Source organism: Curtobacterium sp. 320 (assembly GCF_031455235.1).
In the GTDB taxonomy this organism is placed as follows: Bacteria; Actinomycetota; Actinomycetes; order Actinomycetales; family Microbacteriaceae; genus Curtobacterium.
The window spans coordinates 62,801-78,442 of sequence record NZ_JAVDSI010000006.1; the positions used below are offsets into that span (position 1 = coordinate 62,801).

The following is a 15,642-nucleotide window of genomic DNA, read 5'->3' on the forward strand; positions in this document are numbered from 1 at the left end:
GGTCACGTCCGCACGGTCCTGGAGGCGCGGATCACCGTGGGTGCGACCCGCACCGCGTTCACACCGTCGACCTCGACCGCCCAGGTGCGGGCCGCCTCGTGGTCGCGGCCGTGCCGCATGTGCCGGCCCACCAGACGATCGACGCGCACGGTGTCGTCCACAGCGCAGAACCACGTCTCGGTGAAGAGGTCGGCGAGCGCTGCCCAGGGACCGCTGTCGTCGAGCAGGTAATTCCCCTCGGACACCACGAGCCGGGTGCGCTGCGGGACGGCGATGCTGCCCGCGACGGGTTCGTCGACGCGCCGGTCGAAGTCGGGTGCCCACACCACGGCCTCGTCGCCTGCGACCAGCCGACGGACGAGCGCGACGTAGCCATCACCGTCGAAGGTGTCGATCGCGCCCTTGCGGTCGTGGCGGCCGAGGGCGTCCAGCGCCGTGTTCGCCAGGTGGAACCCGTCCATCGGGACCTGCACGGCGGTGCCGGCACCGAGCGCTGCGTCCACCCCCGCGACGAGCCGGCGGGCCAGCGTCGACTTGCCGGCACCGGGAGCGCCGGCGATGCCGAGCACGGTGCGCTGCCCGTCCGTGGCGAGCCGGATCGCGCGGTCGACCGCGTCGTCGACGGACATCTCGGGCGGGAGCACGGCTTCATCCTGGCAGAGCGCGCCGACACCGGTCCCGGGTGGTTCACTTGCCGCATGGTCGATGCGACGAAGGCGTTCAGCGGGTTCTCGGTGCGTGACGTGCCCGAGGCGAAGGCGTTCTACGAGGACGTCCTGGGGGTCGAGGTCACCGAGGACCACGGCATGCTCTTCCTGCAGCTCGGCGACGGGCACGGCGTGCTCGTCTACCCCAAGGGTCCCGCGCACGAGCCGGCGTCCTTCACGGTGCTGAACTTCCCGGTGCCGTCGGTCGACGACGCCGTGGACGAACTCGCGGCGAAGGGTGTGACCTTCCTGCACTACGAGGGGATGACCGACGAGAAGGGCGTGAACCGCAAGGGCGGCCCGCTCATCGCGTGGTTCACCGACCCCTCGGGCAACGTGCTGAGCGTCCTCGAGCAGTAGCGGGAGTCGCGCGACATTCTGTATGCAGAAAGCTCGCGCCCTCGTGCGTGGCTGTCCTACGCTCGCTCTCCCGACGAAGGAGAGAGCCGTGGAGATCCGGATCGTCAATCGCGACGAACTGCGTGCTGAGCGCGCGGAGTTGTACCGCAAGTGGAACCTGGACGAACGCGAGTTCGCCCCCGTCGAGGCGTGGCGCGACCTCGACGAAGACGAGTACTGCGCTCGTGAGGCCCTCGCTGACATCTCGTTCGTGTTGGGCGACCGATGATCGCCGAGTTCGTCGACGCTGCGACGCTGCAGATCGATCGTGCTCAGGTACTGCTCGACGCGGTCCTGCCGGACCACGGCGCCGAGCTGAGCGTCATCCACGAAGTACCGAGCAACTCGATCATGCTCGGAACCGGCGATGAACGCGGTGCCGCCGCGATGCTCCACGCGGGGGGCGAGCACGTCGCCCGGCTCCGGATCTTCTTCAGGTACCGCTGGCACCCGCATCATGCCGTGCTGGCAGTGGAGGAGAGCCGGTTCACGCTCTTCCTCACGACCGACCGGCAGCCGCTCGTCCGCTTCGAGTTCCAGGACGCCCTGACCAACACGCCCCCGTCGCACTGGCACCTCCATGCCGAACGTGGGTCGTTCAGCGCTCTCCTGTCGCGCACCGGCGACCGCGGGGCCGGGCGTCGTGATCCGGCACGGCTCTCGTCGCTGCACTTCCCGCTCGGCGACCCCCACTTCCGGCCGAGCCTCGCGGACGTCGTCGAGTTCGTGGTGACGGAGTGCGGCGTCGACGCTCGTCCGGGCTGGGAGCGCGCCGTGCACGAGTACCGGAAGCACTGGCGGCGAGACGAAGCCGCTGCGACCGCTCGGCAGTTCTCGGCCGAGACGGCAGCTGCTCTCCGGTCGCTCGGGTGGCAGGTGCGCCCACCCGTGCCGAACCACGTGCCGGCGCCGTTCGTGAGTCTGCTCGCGAGCTGACGAACGGGCGGTCAGCGGGGCAGGACGCCGGCCCAGCCGAGGGCGATCGGCACGACGAGCCCGTGCCGACGGAGCGGCAGGTCCGCGATCGGGATCCACGCGGCCTCGTCGGTCGACCCGTCCTCCTCGGAACGCAGCGCTCCGCCGGTGATCGACGCCCGGAAGACCACCTGCACGGCCTTCATCGCCCGGCCGTTCGCGTGGATGCGGCGCTCGGCCGGCACGATGTGGTGCCGCACACCGAGCAGTTCCCCGACGGACGCCTCGTACCCGGTCTCCTCCCGGATCTCGCGGACGACGGCCTGCTCGACGCTCTCGTCGAACTCGACCCCGCCGCCCGGGAGCGTCCACGTCCCCGCCTCGGGGATCCGGAGCTTGGCGAGGAGCACCCGGTCACCGTCGGTGATCACGCCGTAGGCGGCGAGCCGCGTGTCGTAGTCCGTGTACTCCATCAGCCGACCATGCCAGGTGCGTGCGCCGACGTCGGCGAGCCGCGCCGCGCCTCCAGGACCGACGCGCCGGGACCGGACTACCGTGCCCCGTACCGACGCTCTCCCGGACGGTGACGATGACGACCTCGACCCCGACGCCCCTCGGCGCGATCACCTGCCTGCCCGCGAACGAGGCGGCGTGGACGGACCTCGAACTGGTCTTCGGCGAGCGCGGCGATCCGGCGCACTGCTGGTGTCGGTGGTTCAAGGCCTCGGCGGCGGGGTTCCGGGCGATGCCGAACGACGAACGCCGCGAGCGCTTCCACCGGGAGACCGGCTGTGACGACTCCGCGGCACGCACGACGACCGGAGTGGTCGCCTACCGCGACGGCGAACCGGTGGGGTGGGTGGCGGTCGAACCCCGGCCTGGGCTGGTGCGGCTGCGCGGCGCGAAGGTGCCGTGGAGCGGGCGTGACGAGGACCCCGACGACCCGGCGGTCTGGGTGGTCTCGTGCTTCGTCGTCCGGCGGGGCTTCCGTCGGCAGGGCGTCAGCCGCGCGCTGCTCGGCGGGGCGGTTGACCACGCGCGTCGATCGGGTGCGACGGCGGTCGAGGGGTACCCGACGGAACCTGCTCCGGGTGCGACGGACGGCGGCGGCGCGATGTTCGTCGGGCCGCGGTCGGTGTTCGAGTCGGCGGGCTTCACCGAGGTGTCGCACCCGACGCCGCGTCGCTGGGTTTACCGGAAGGACTGCTGACGACCAGGCCCGTGTCCGCTCAGACGGTCGCGGCGGCAGACGCCCAGCCGACCCGCATCCGTGCGACCGCGCGGTCGAACCCGGCGAGGGGATCGGCGTCGTCGCGCAGGAGCGACTGCAGCTGCAGCCCCTCGTAGAGGGCGACGAGCTGCTCGGCGGCGTGCCGGGGCGAGGTGCCGCGCGGCTCCCGTCCGGCGACGACGTCCCGCACGAGGGCGAGCGTCACGTCCTCGAACGAGCGGGTGTACTGCCCGCGGAACCAGCCGGCGGCGGGGTGGTCGGGGCTCGAGGCGGCGCTGAGCAACGCGACCCGGAGCCGGACCAGTGCGGGGTCGTCCCGGCCGACCTCGAGTCGCGCGCGGAGGTACGCGACCGCGCCCGAGCGCTCGGCGACGACCCACAGCGCACGACGGCTGCCGTTGTTCCACCGGTCCATGACGGCGACGACGAGGAGCTCCCACAGCGGGTAGACGCGTCGGACCTCGGCTTCGGGGACCTCGGCGTGGGCGGCGACCTCGGCGGGACCGACGGTGTGGAAGTCCGACGCGCGGTACGCCTCGATGGCGCCCGTGACGATGCGGGCGCGCAGGTCGGCGTCGGACTCGGGCATGCCGTCGATTCTCCGGGGGACCCGGCGGCCCCGCGAGCCGCCAGTTCAGGGGTGGTACCAGGCGCACCGCGCCAGCCCCGCCGGAGGGGCAGGTACCAGGCGCACCGCGCCAGCCCAGCCAGAGGGACAGGTACCCGGCGCCCCGTCAGCCCCGGTCGAACGTCAGCGTCTCGTCGTCCGCCGCGGTGACCCGGCCGGTCCGCGCGAACTCCGCCCAGATCGCCCGGAAGGCCCGCCCGCGCCGCTCGACCTCGGGCCAGTCCCGCTGCGGCACGAAGCGCGAGCCGGCCCAGGCCTCGCGACCGCCGAGCAGCAGCGGCAGGTCGCTCATGTGCACGGCCCCGGTCGGCTGCACGGTCACGCCGCGGTGCAGCCGGTAGGAGGTCGCCCGACCACCGGCGGCCCGGTGTCGCGCCGCGAACCGACGGACGTCCCGCCCGTAGATGACCTCGGACAGCGGGCGCACGAGCAGCCAGCGCAGCAGCGGTCGCACGGCTCGCACCCGGGCGAGTGATCGCAACCCGGGGATCAGCGGCACGTACATCGCGGTCTCGTCCGCACCGGAGCCGATCAGGACGTCGACGTCCGGAGCCGCGGCGCGCCAGGCCTGCCCGGTGTCACGCTCGGCGGGGAGCGGCGCGAACCCGTACTGGGTGCCGTAGGGCATGCCTCCGGGCAACCCGAAGGGCGCGGCGGCCCGGCTGCCGAGGGCCTGGCGATCGAGCACCTCGTCGAGCGGGGTGTCCGGGAGCACGGCCCCGACGGCCCGGACCATCGCCCGGTTCATCCGCGCCCGACCCCGCGACAGCCCGAGCGGTGCACTCTGGACGATCACCCGCCGGAAGAGGCCGGCTGCTCCGTCGCTGATCATGAGGTGGGCCGCGGCGTCGCCCCCGGCGGACTGCCCAGCCACGGTGACGAGGTCCGGGTCGCCACCGAAGGCCGCGATGTTCGCCTGCACCCACCGCAGCGCCTCGACGAGGTCGAGCAGACCGAGGTTCGCCGGGACGGTCTCCCCGTCGCCGAGGAACCCGAGCACACCGAGCCGGAACGTCACCGAGACGAACACGACCCGCTGCTCCGTGACGAGGTCGCGCGCGTCGTAGATCGGCAGATCACCGCCGCCGATGACGTAGGAGCCGCCGTGGATCCAGACGATGACGGGCAACAGCTCGCCCGGCCGGGCGTCGGCGGGCAGCGTGATCGACAGCCGCTGGCAGTGCTCGTCGACGGCGAGGCCCGCCACCGGGTGGAGCAGCTGGTCGACGAAGGTCGCCTGCGGCTGCGGGGCCACGGGCGACGGGGTGGTCGCCGGGAACGGCTCGGCGAACGCGGGGGCCGGCTCAGGGACGGCGAAGCGATCGGCGCGGGCGTAGGGGATGCCGAGGGCTCGGACGACACTCCCGTCCGCGACGCCGGTGATGCGTCCGGCAGGTGGGTCCCAGGTCAGCGAGGCGGCGTCGAGCATCCGTCCACGCTAGCCAGCGTGACCAGTGGACGGCCTGGAGGGACGGTGCGGGCCCGCACCGCGCCTCCCGTCCCGCAGTCCCTCCGTCACTCGCGGCGCACGACGGGCCGCAACGAGCCGGACGCGGCGAACGCCGCGACGAACAGCACCGCCACCAGCCAGAGCGCGCTCAGCGCGCCGACGTGCTCCGCGATCGCACCGATGACGGGCGGCCCCGCGAAGTTCGCGAAGTACCCGATCGAGGCGACCACGCTGACACGGGCCGCCGGGTTCGGACCGCTCTGCGCCGCCGCCGACATCCCGAGCGGGAAGCCCATGGAGACGCCGACCGCCCAGAGCACGACGCCCACGAGCGTGAGCCACCAGCTCCCGCCGACGATGAAGAGCACGGCGCCGACGATGCCGAGCGCGGTCGTCCACCGCACGGTCCGCACACGTCCGAGCCGGTCCACGACGGGTCCGGCGAAGACACGGGTGGCCGCCTCGGAGACGGCGAACACCGTGAAGAACAGCGCACCGACGGCGGCGGTCTGCCCGTGCCCGTCGGTGGTGGCGAGGGCAAGCCAGTTGTTCGCCGAGCCCTCACCGAGTTCGACGCCGAGCATGACCACCCCGATGAGGAGCAGTCGGACGTCCGCCCACCCTCGTGCCCACTGCCGGAGTCGCTGCCGGGGTGTGAGCGTCGTGTCGTGTTCCTCGGCACGGGTACCCTCCGGGATGCCCCGCATCGCGAGCACACCGACCACGAGGATGACGACGGCCTCACCGAGGAGCTGCGCCGACGGGGTGATGCCGAGCCACGCGCAGAGGGCGGCGATCCCGGCGCCGAGGGCCGCGCCTCCTGACCAGGCCGCGTGCATCAGCGGGAGCAGCGTGCGACCGGCGAGCGCCTCGATCGCCGTGCCCTCGACGTTCGCCATCACGTCCAGCGAGCCGATGCCCGCGCCGGCGACCACGAACCCGACCGCTGCCAGCGCGACGGAGTGGAGCGCGGCTGCCGTCCCGATGACGGCGATCGCGACCGGGACCAGCACGACCACCGCGGTGAGCGCCCGGCGCCCGCCGAGTCGGCGCAGCAGCGGGGCCGCGCTGAGCAGGCCGCCGATGGACCCGATCGTGACCCCGCCGAGCATGAGCCCGATGGTCCCGACGTCCACACCGAGCTCGAGCCGGAGCTCGGGCAGCCGCGGACCCCACGCTGCGAGGCTCACCCCACCGATCGCGAAGGCGATGACGATGGCGTTCCGCCACCCGGCGAGCTGTCTGCGGTCCTCGTCGACCCCGAGCTGGTGCATCCGGCTATCGAACCCGCTTGATGGGGATCACCACAAGGGCGCCGAGGAGTGCGACGACACCCGCGGCCCAGCACATGAGGACGTAGTTGTCGGCGTGCGAGCTGCCGATCGACAGGAAGAAGAGCGAGATCGCCGGCGCGAGCGACTGGGGCAGCGCGTTCGCGATGTTGATGACGCCGAGGTCCTTGCCGGGACGGTCGGCGTTCGGGAGCACGTCGACGACGAGTGCGGTGTCGATCGCGGAGTAGATGCCGTAGGCGAAGCCCATGATGACCTCGGCGACGTAGAAGCCGTTCACGGTCTCGGCGTGCGCGAGGACGACGAGGCCCACCGCGAAGAGGGCCGTCGAGCCGCCGACGAACACCTTGCGGCGACCCAGCTTGTCGGACGCCCACCCCGAGAGCGCCGCGCTGACCAGGAGCGCGATCGTGTAGAGCAGCACGCCGAACGCGACGGCCTCGGTGGCCTGCTTCGCGTCCTCGATGCCGATGTGCTCCTGCATGTAGAGCAGCCGGTACGTCGTGAACATGAACGTCGCGAGGATGATCAGGAAGCGCGACCACCACGCGAACGCGAAGTCCGGGTTCTTGATCGGGTTCGTCCAGAACGACGAGATGAGGTTGAGGAACGTGAACTTCTTGAGCGTGTACGTCGGCAGCTCGTCCCGGGCGACGACCGCGTAGACGGCGACCAGGATGATCGCCAGGATGCCGGGCGCGATGAACAGCACGGGCAGGTTCGCGACGAAGAACACCGACAGGTAGGTGCCCGCGAGCACGGCGAGGTTCTGCGCGAGCGCGATGATGCTCGACGACCGGCCGCGCTGGAGCTGCGGGACGTTGTCGGCGAAGCTCGCCAGCAGGGTGGCGAGGGTCGCGTTGGCGGCGAGCTGGGCGAGCAGCCACGCGAGCGTCAGGTTGAGCACGTCGGGTGCGTAGGCGATCCAGGCGAGTGCGATCGCGAAGACGACGACACCGCTCATGAGCCACGGACGACGCCGGCCCCAGCGGGTGCGGGTGCGGTCGGACAGCGCGCCGGCCAGGGGGTTCATGATGAGCGCGCCGAACGCACCGATCGGCAGGACGGAGCCGATGACGTTCGCGGCGTCGTCCCCGACCAGGGCCTGCGCCTTGAGCTGCATGCTCACGTAGACCGGTGCCATGAGCGCGACGAAGAGGCCGAACTGTCCGAGGAACAGCGCGATCTGGTAGCCGATGCCCACCCGCATCGTGCTGACCGGCTGCGTGATGCCCTCTTCGGGGTTCAGCAGTGCCGGGCTGCCGGGTTCGGGTGTGCTCATGACGCCTCCTTGAGTCGATGCTTCGCCGTCCAAAACCGTCTTGCGCACGGTTTTGACTGGCTGAGCATACATCGACAGGTGTCGTTCATGCAGCGGCGTGCGTCACGGAGCGCAGCAAAAACTACACACCGGGTGGTTTTTGGGGTAGCGTCGTCATCGATCTCGCCGTGGAGCATCGCTCCTCGACGGACTGCGACACCTGGTGCTGCGACACCCGGTGCCGCGACACCCAGTCAGGACCGAAGGAGCCTCACGCAATGCCCACCACCTCTGTGCAGCTGTACTCGCTGCGCGACGCCATCGCGGAAGACCTCGACAAGGCGATCGCCCGTGTCGCCGAGATCGGGTACGAGAACGTCGAGCCCTACGCGTTCGTCGAGCGTGCCGCGGACCTCGAGCGTGCCTTCGCCGCCACCGGCCTGAAGGCCCCGTCCGGCCACGTCGCCGTGATCGACGCCGAGGACACCGCCCCGATCTGGGACGCGGCCGAGCGCCTCGGCATCCAGACCGTCATCGACCCGTTCATCCCGACCGACCGCTGGCAGACCGCCGACGACGTCGCGAAGATCGCCGAGCGCGTCAACGTCCTCACCGCCGAGGCAGCCTCGCGCGGCCTCAAGTTCGGCTACCACAACCACCAGTGGGAGTTCACGAACAAGGTCGACGGCCGCACGGTCTACGACCACTTCGTCTCGCAGATCAGCCCGGAGACGGTGCTCGAGCTCGACACCTTCTGGGCGACCGTCGGTGGCGCGGACGCCCCCGCCGTCCTGAAGTCACTCGGCGACCGCGTCGTCGCGATCCACGTCAAGGACGGCAAGGTCGACGGCGACATCCTCACCGCGCTGCCCTCGTCCGAGAGCGCACTCGTCGTCCCCGAGGCGCTGCAGCGTGCCTTCGAGAACCAGACCCCCGCCGGTCAGGGCGACGTCGACGTCCCGGCCATCCTCGCCGCGGCGCCGCAGGCCATCCGCGTCGTCGAGTTCGACGCGTACTCCGGCGACGTCTTCGAGGGCATCACCGAGTCCCTCGCCTGGCTGAAGGACAACGACAAGTGACCCGTGTCGGGATCGGCATCATCGGTGCCGGCAACATCTCCACGCAGTACCTGGAGAACCTGACCAAGTTCGCCGACGTCGAGGTCCGGTTCGTCGCCGACGTGCTGCTCGACCGCGCAGCGGCCCAGGCAGCGGAGTACGGGGTCGGCGCGTCCGGCTCGGTCGAGGAGCTCCTCGCCCGCGACGACATCAGCATCGTGATCAACCTGACGATCCCGGCGGCCCACGCCGAGGTCGACCAGCAGATCATCGACGCCGGCAAGCACGTGTGGAGCGAGAAGCCGATCGCGACCGACCACGAGTCGGCTGCCGCGGTGCTCGCCTCCGCTGCGTCGAAGGGACTCCGGGTCGCGACCGCTCCGGACACCGTGCTCGGCGCGGGCATCCAGACGGCGCTCCGTGCCATCGCCCGCGGTGACATCGGCGAGCCGCTGACCGCGACGACGCTGTTCCACGTGCCCGGACCCGAGGCGTGGCACCCGAACCCGGACTTCCTGTTCGCTGAGGGCGCCGGTCCCCTGTTCGACATGGGCCCGTACTACGTGACGACCCTCGTGCACGCGTTCGGCACCGCCAGCCGCGTGCAGGCCGTGTCCTCGAAGTCGCTCGACCGTCGCACGATCGCGTCCGGCCCCCGCGCCGGCGAGACGTTCCCGGTCGAGGTCCCCACGCACCACGCCGCCCTGATCGAGTTCGCCGGCGGGCAGTCCGCCCAGTCGACGTTCTCGTTCCAGCACGCACTGCCGCGCATGGGCTTCGTCGAGATCAACGGCACGCTCGGCACGATCTCGCTGCCGGACCCGAACACGTTCGAGGGCTCGTCGCAGCTCTGGCGCTACGGCCAGGAGGAGCCCGAGACCCTCGAGGCGATCGGCTCCACCTGGGGCCGTGGCACCGGGGTCGTCGAGCTCGCCCGCGCCATCGCCGAGGACCGTCCCGAGCGCGCCTCGGGTGCGGTCGCGCTGCACGTCCTCGACGTGCTGCTCGGCATCCGCGACGCGGCGGCGTCGGGTTCCGCCGTCGACATCACGTCGACGGTGGACCGTGTCCCGCCGCTGCCGGAGGACTTCGATCCGTCGGCTGCGGTGCTCACCGCGTAGCTTCTGCGCTCCGCAGGACGGCCGGCTCCGACAGGGGCCGGCCGTTCTGCGTGCTGGGGCCGGGAGGCGCGGCGCGGCTCCGGTGCGTCGGCTACGGCCGTGCGGTCGCGAGCCGCTCGTGGAACGTCGGGCCGGAAACCGGCAGAACTCGGCCTCCGGCGGTCTGTATCGACGACTCACACGAGGTCCAAGAGGTCTAAGCGCGCGCCACCACAGGAATGCGCGTCGCGAGCAAAGTACTCGGCCTCGTGTCGATCGTGTTCGGCTTCACGTTCGTGCTCCCCCTGATCGATTTCATCCTCGGCATCGTAGGGCTCCGCTGGAAACCCCTCTGAATCAATTCATCGCCAACTGAAAGATGAAAGCTGTCGCCGAAAGTGCAATGACTAGGCCGAGAACAACCCAAGTGCCCGGAGTGACTGGCTTTTGCGGTTTACCCTCGACGCGATCTCGTGCAGCATTTCCCCATCGAGTTGCACGAAATGTTATCAAAGCAGCAACTATCACCAAAACGATGATCCCAAGGACAGCGGTCATCGAACAGCCTTTGCGATTTTGCCAACGGTGAGGAGGAAGTCTCCATAAGCCACACCATTTCCCGCTCCTACTGAAACGGTGTCACTAATATATTGAGTGCCTACATTGATCGCACAACCCACGGCCGCCTCGCCAAGTGCTGTGGCAGGCGTGTAAGAAGTTCCCAATGCAAGGCCGATCCCAAAGCTGGTCGTCGCTCCCAACGCACATCGTAGTCGTGCGTGACGGCAGCCATGCTGCGAACGGCCTGGTCCATCGCCCGCGCACGCCATCAGCGCCGTGCAAATACGGAACGCTCCTCCGCGCAGCCTCGCGCGGCCCACACTCCCAATGCACTCATTCTTTTCCTAGATTGCGCCGACGCACGAACAGGAAAACCGTCCCCCAGATTGCAAATACGAAAGCAAGAATAAAGGAAATTACTGAGAATCGCGCCCAGTTTGCGTTCACAAGCGGCAGGACAATAAATAGAACGGATAAGAAGTATGTGCATATGGTCACAAGGAGACTCAGAGAGGCCCTTCGATCCATCGCTGATTTTGCCATATATTCCCCTTACAGGAAGAGAGCTGCTCCGCCGACTGCAATGCCGCCCGCAAGGGCGCCGATCGCGGCACCTTGCCAGAGTCGAGTCCCGACTTGCCCAGCACTCTCACCTTCAAGCACGCCCACTGATGCGTTCCCAACGGCCGTTCCAACGGTAGAGCCTGCGACCGCACCCAGTGCGCAACCAGTGCCGAGCGTCTCCGCACCCGTCGCTACGCAGATACTTCCTGCGACAGCTACTCCGACTACTCCACCAATGACGGTACTTGCAAGATCTTCACCGAACCCACGGCCCGTTGGATCCGAGGAATTGATCGGGTCATCGCCTGCAAACGCGTAGCGGTTCGCGTTGGATGGGCTGAGGGGTGCGTCGAGGGTGTCGCGTTCAATCCACCCGCCAGTCGCGCTGTTCTGCCACCGGTACCCGAACTTGGTGAGCCCGTTCTCGGTGCTGCTTGAGCGGAGCCCGGCCTTGAACCCGTACGGGTTCTGCAGCCACTGCGCACTCGTGCCGCCGTTGACGGTTTCGGCGCCGTAGGGGTCGTAGGAGACGGTGTACGCGGTGTTTCCGGTGTCCGCGATCGCTGCTGCGGGGTTCCCGACCCCATCGATGACCCACATGCTCGTGACGCCATCGGTGGTCTGCAGGTCCATCGGCTGCCCGGTCGTCGGGTCGCTGATCACCGACGCAGTCCCCGTGCCGGCGACGGTGCGGCTGGTGATCACTGGGACGCCGTTCTGGTCGGTGGTGCCATACGTGTAGTCGTACTCCGCTCCTCCGTCCGTGGACTGCTTGAGGAGCTTGTTCATGTCGGCGCCGGCGTACTCGTACCGGGTCGTGACGCCGTTCTTCGTCGAGGTGGTCAGCTGCTGCGCGTCGTTGTAGGTGAACGTCTCACCCGGTGCTGCGGTGAGGTTCCCGACCCCGTCGTACGCGTACCCGGTCGAGGTGATCTGCCCGACCGCGTTGTACGTCAGCGTCTGCGAGCTCGTGCTGACGCCGGTCTGCTTCGCGGTGAGCCGGTTCCCGGCCGCGTCGTACGTGTACGCCCACGTGACATTCGTTGCGCCCTCGGCCTGCGTTGCCTTGGTGAGGCGACTGTTCGAGTCGTACGTGTACGCCGTCGTCTGCCCGGTGGTGTTGTCCTTGACCCACTGGATCTTGTCCGTGTCGTTCGCGCTCTTCACTGCGGAGCAGTCGCCACCGACGGCAATGCCGGTGATGTAGCAGTACGAGTCGTCGACGACGGCGGTGGTCTTGTCGCTGCCCTGCCACGCCTGAATACGGGTGATCTTGTTCGACGCACCGTAGGTGATGTGCTGGTGGGCCTGCCACGACGTCGGATCCTTGGTCGGGTCCGCATTGGCGGTCGCGTTCAACCACACGTCGGTGCGGCGGCCGTGGTCGTCGTTGGTGTACAGCTGCTTCGCGGTACCGCCGTCGCCGGTCGGGTACGTCGTCGCGGTGAGCACGTTCGCGGCGTCGTAGTCGTGCGTGACGGTGCCGTGCTGATCCGTGACCCGGACCGTGTTCCCGGCGAGGTCGTACCCGTACGAGACGGTTCCGCCGCCGGCGGTGTTGACCGTGGAGATGAGGCGGTTGCGCTGGTCGAACGTGTTCGTCACGGTGCCGGTCGCGGACTGCTGGGTGAGCTGGTTGCCGTTGCCGTCGTACGTGTTCGTCACCGTCAGAGCGCTGTCGGCGAACGTCGTCGTGAGGAGCCGGTCGTCGTTGTCGTACGTGTACGAGGTGACGCCGCCACCACCGTCGGTGTGGGACGAGACGCGGCCGAAGTCGTCGTAGGCGTACTTCTGCTGTCCGACCGTGTTCGCCGGCGCGTCGATGGTGAACAGCTGGTTGTACTGGTCGTAGCCGTAGGTCGTCTTGACCGTGTTCCCCGGTGCGGTCGCGGACTTCACCGCACCCCAGGCGTACTTGTCGACGTCCTTCTTGTTGTACTCAAGCTTCGCCTCGGCAGCTTCCGGACCGCTGCCGGTGCCGGTCGAGGTCTGGTTCCCGGGGCCGTCGTACCCGTACGTGGTCTTGTTGCCGGAACTGTCCGTCGTGGAAGCCGGCAGGTACGCCGTCGGCGACTCCGTCCCGTACGTCGCGGTGTTCGTGCTGCCAGAGGCAGACTGCGACTGCGTCAACGACTGCCCGTTGTTGCCGTCGAACTTGTTGTTCGTCGTCGACGCGCTCGTCCCGGACCCGACCGTGGAACTCAGCACGCCGTTGTTGGTGGACTTGTACGTGCGCGACTGATCCCGGCCGGCAGCGTCCTTGACGTCGGTGACGAGGTCGTTCACGTCGAGCGTGTACGTGGTGTGGTCCGCGGTCGCGACGGGCTGCGACTGGTTCGAGCGCGGGTCGGCGACCTGCGTGGTGTCACCGTCCGTGTACGCGAAGCGGGTCACCGCGGTCCCCGGGGACCCGGCGGTGGTGTTCGCCTGCGACACCTTCGTGACCCGCTTGGTGGAGTCGTACGTGAACGAGGTCACCCCGCCGGTCGGTGCGGTGATCGAGGTGAGGTCCCCGCTCGTGTACCCGAACGTGGTCGTCGCTCCGGTCGCGTCCGTGTACGTCGTGATGTCACCCGCGGCGTTCTTCGTCCACGAAACACTCCGCGACGACGAGCCGGACGTCTGCGTGAACGTCGTCGTCCCGTTCGCGTACGACACGTTCGCCGTCTTCGCGCCATCGGTGCCGGCAGTGGAGACCAGGGTGCCGAGCGAGAACTTGTCCGCCGCCACGTTGAAGCTGACCTGGTTGCCGTTGCGGTCGTTGACGCTCTTCGGCTGGCCGCCGAGGGTGAAGTGGATGACCTGGTTCGTCGTCCACGACGTCAGCGTGTACTCCCGCGTGTCCGCGTTCGCGACCCGCGCCAACGTCATCTGCAGGCCTGGCGGGGACGTGAACGCACCAGCGGTCCCGGTGGGCTTGAACTGCCATGCCGTCCCGACCGCGTCCGTGTAGACCACACCCGCGGCGTTCGCCGACAGGTCCCCGGCACCAGCGAGGGCGTACTGCCACCGGTTCGCTTCCATCGTGTTGCTGTTCGCCGTCGTCGTCGACCGCGAGTTGTACGCAGCACCGATCGTCGTGCTCTGCGTCACACCCGGCAGCGTCAGCGCACTCGTGGTGACCAGCAGGTTGCCCGTGCCGACGTCGACGCTTGCGTTGGTCTGGTCCGAGATCGGGAACGGCAACGTCGTCGCGGACGTCCGCTGCCCGGTGACGTTCGTCGACACGGGTCCACCCGGCAGCCAGTTGTAGGTGCCCTGCAGGTCGAGGACGAAGTCCGTGGTCCCCGAGGAAACGTTCTGGATCCGCACCTTCCCGTTCGACCCCACGGGCAGGATCGCCGTCGTCGTCCGGATCGACGACGTCGGCGCGTACCCGATGACCGCCCCGGTGGGCTCGGAGGAACCGTCCGCCCATGCCTTCGCGTACCCGCCGGTCGTGCCCGAGTGGATCGCCGTGACCGTCACCGCGACCGCCGACAAGCCACCCTCGACCGTCCCGATCCCAGCAACTCCCGCGACCTGCACCGCGACCGACGCATTCGCCCCGACGCTCGAGGACGTGCGGGTGTCGACGATGCGGCCCGTTCCCGGAGTGAACCCGCCACCCGGATTGCTGGGGACGAAGTACCCCTGCACGTCGACCTGGATCTGCACCGTGCCACCGTCGGGAGCGTTGTCGATCGTGACCTTCCCATCGGAGCCGACGGCGACCTGCGCGCTCATCGCCGTGGTCAGCTTCGTCGACGGGTAGTTCAACGACCCCGTGCTCTTCGGCCCATCGGACGGCGACGGACGCACCCACCCGGCCCCACCGCCGGTGTTCTGCACCACGACACTGACCGCCACCGCGGCCGCGTTCGTCGGAACGCCACCCTTGCCGGTGACCTGGAACGTGATGCTGTCCCCACCCGACAGGGCACCCTGCCGCACGTTCGTGCCGTCCGCCGTGTTCGCGATCCGGGTCCCGGACAGCGGAACGAACCCGCCAGCGCCGACACCGTTCGCCGTGGACGTGTAGTAGCCGGTCACGTCCAGGATCACCCGCGACTGCGCAGTCGTCGTGTCGATCCGGATGGATCCGTCGTCCCCGACCGCGAGCAACGACGTGTTCGACGTGTTCCCCGCCACTCCGCTGCCGTAGATCATCAGCAGCGTCGGCCCGTCGCTCGACTCCGCTCGACCCTTCAGCTGCCCGGTGCCGTTCGCGTCCGCGACCGTCGCCAGCACACTGATCGCGCCGACACCGTCAGCGGGGATCCCCTTCACCCCGGCTACCGGCACCGTCGTCGACGAGCCGGCAGGCGTGGCGCCGTCGAAGATCCTGGCGTTGGTCGGCAACGGCACGAACTGCCCACCCGTACCCGTCGCGACCGCCTGTGCCGGAGCAGGTGGCGAGGCCACCGCCAACAACGACCCCAGCAGCGCCACCAGCGTGACGACGGCCAGCACGACCCAACGAGAACGAACAGACAA

The 15,642-nt window shown here is 69.3% G+C and carries 13 protein-coding genes; 6 read left to right on the forward strand and 7 right to left on the reverse strand.

Annotated features, from left to right (window positions below):
* Nucleotides 1-2: 2 nt before the first annotated feature.
* Complete coding sequence (locus J2X60_RS09765; protein ID WP_071294363.1) at nt 3-629, reverse strand: nucleoside/nucleotide kinase family protein; 627 nt, start codon at nt 627-629, stop codon at nt 3-5.
* Nucleotides 630-698: 69 nt separating this feature from the next.
* Between J2X60_RS09765 and J2X60_RS09770 the strand changes: the two genes are divergently transcribed.
* From J2X60_RS09770 to J2X60_RS09780, 3 genes are all read left to right on the forward strand, one after another.
* Nucleotides 699-1,067, forward strand: a complete 369-nt coding sequence (locus J2X60_RS09770; protein WP_071302231.1) for a VOC family protein — start codon at nt 699-701, stop codon at nt 1,065-1,067.
* Nucleotides 1,068-1,155: 88 nt separating this feature from the next.
* Nucleotides 1,156-1,335, forward strand: a complete 180-nt coding sequence (locus J2X60_RS09775) for a hypothetical protein (protein WP_070417386.1) — start codon at nt 1,156-1,158, stop codon at nt 1,333-1,335.
* Nucleotides 1,332-2,042, forward strand: coding sequence for a hypothetical protein (locus J2X60_RS09780; protein WP_309777771.1), 711 nt, complete (start codon nt 1,332-1,334; stop codon nt 2,040-2,042). The genes J2X60_RS09775 and J2X60_RS09780 overlap by 4 nt, the downstream gene beginning before the upstream one ends.
* 11 nt (nt 2,043-2,053) lie before the next feature.
* Here the strand turns inward: J2X60_RS09780 and J2X60_RS09785 are convergent, their stop codons facing one another.
* Entirely contained in the window at nt 2,054-2,494 is a 441-nt protein-coding gene (locus J2X60_RS09785) for an NUDIX hydrolase (RefSeq protein ID WP_071294303.1), read from the reverse strand.
* A gap of 116 nt (nt 2,495-2,610) precedes the next feature.
* Here J2X60_RS09785 and J2X60_RS09790 point away from each other — a divergent pair, with 116 nt between their 5' ends.
* Entirely contained in the window at nt 2,611-3,231 is a 621-nt protein-coding gene (locus tag J2X60_RS09790; protein ID WP_309887245.1) for a GNAT family N-acetyltransferase, read from the forward strand.
* Nucleotides 3,232-3,250: 19 nt separating this feature from the next.
* Here J2X60_RS09790 and J2X60_RS09795 read toward each other — a convergent pair whose 3' ends face one another.
* The 4 genes from J2X60_RS09795 to J2X60_RS09810 all read right to left on the reverse strand — a co-directional run bounded on the left by J2X60_RS09795 (nt 3,251) and on the right by J2X60_RS09810 (nt 7,904).
* Entirely contained in the window at nt 3,251-3,841 is a 591-nt protein-coding gene (locus J2X60_RS09795) for a TetR/AcrR family transcriptional regulator (RefSeq protein WP_070417389.1), read from the reverse strand.
* Between the two features lie 145 nt (nt 3,842-3,986).
* Complete coding sequence (locus tag J2X60_RS09800) at nt 3,987-5,309, reverse strand: carboxylesterase family protein (RefSeq protein ID WP_309887246.1); 1,323 nt, start codon at nt 5,307-5,309, stop codon at nt 3,987-3,989.
* An 86-nt stretch (nt 5,310-5,395) separates the two neighbouring features.
* Nucleotides 5,396-6,604 carry an MFS transporter gene (locus tag J2X60_RS09805; RefSeq protein WP_309887247.1) on the reverse strand — a complete coding sequence of 403 codons (1,209 nt, stop codon included), beginning with the start codon at nt 6,602-6,604 and terminating at the stop codon, nt 5,396-5,398.
* Between the two features lie 4 nt (nt 6,605-6,608).
* Nucleotides 6,609-7,904: an MFS transporter gene (locus J2X60_RS09810; protein ID WP_071294300.1), complete on the reverse strand. Its 1,296-nt coding sequence runs from the start codon at nt 7,902-7,904 to the stop codon at nt 6,609-6,611.
* 257 nt (nt 7,905-8,161) lie between these two features.
* On the opposite strand from J2X60_RS09810, the gene J2X60_RS09815 reads away from it, so the two are divergent.
* Both J2X60_RS09815 and J2X60_RS09820 read left to right on the forward strand, forming a co-directional pair.
* The gene (locus J2X60_RS09815; RefSeq protein WP_175473648.1) at nt 8,162-8,962 is read left to right on the forward strand and encodes a sugar phosphate isomerase/epimerase; all 801 of its coding nucleotides are present in this window, start codon (nt 8,162-8,164) and stop codon (nt 8,960-8,962) included.
* The gene (locus J2X60_RS09820) at nt 8,959-10,062 is read left to right on the forward strand and encodes a Gfo/Idh/MocA family protein (RefSeq protein ID WP_071302235.1); all 1,104 of its coding nucleotides are present in this window, start codon (nt 8,959-8,961) and stop codon (nt 10,060-10,062) included. Before J2X60_RS09815 ends, J2X60_RS09820 begins: the two co-directional genes overlap by 4 nt.
* 1,092 nt (nt 10,063-11,154) lie before the next feature.
* Here J2X60_RS09820 and J2X60_RS09825 read toward each other — a convergent pair.
* Nucleotides 11,155-15,618, reverse strand: coding sequence for an RHS repeat-associated core domain-containing protein (locus J2X60_RS09825; protein ID WP_309887248.1), 4,464 nt, complete (start codon nt 15,616-15,618; stop codon nt 11,155-11,157).
* Nucleotides 15,619-15,642 lie beyond the last annotated feature (24 nt).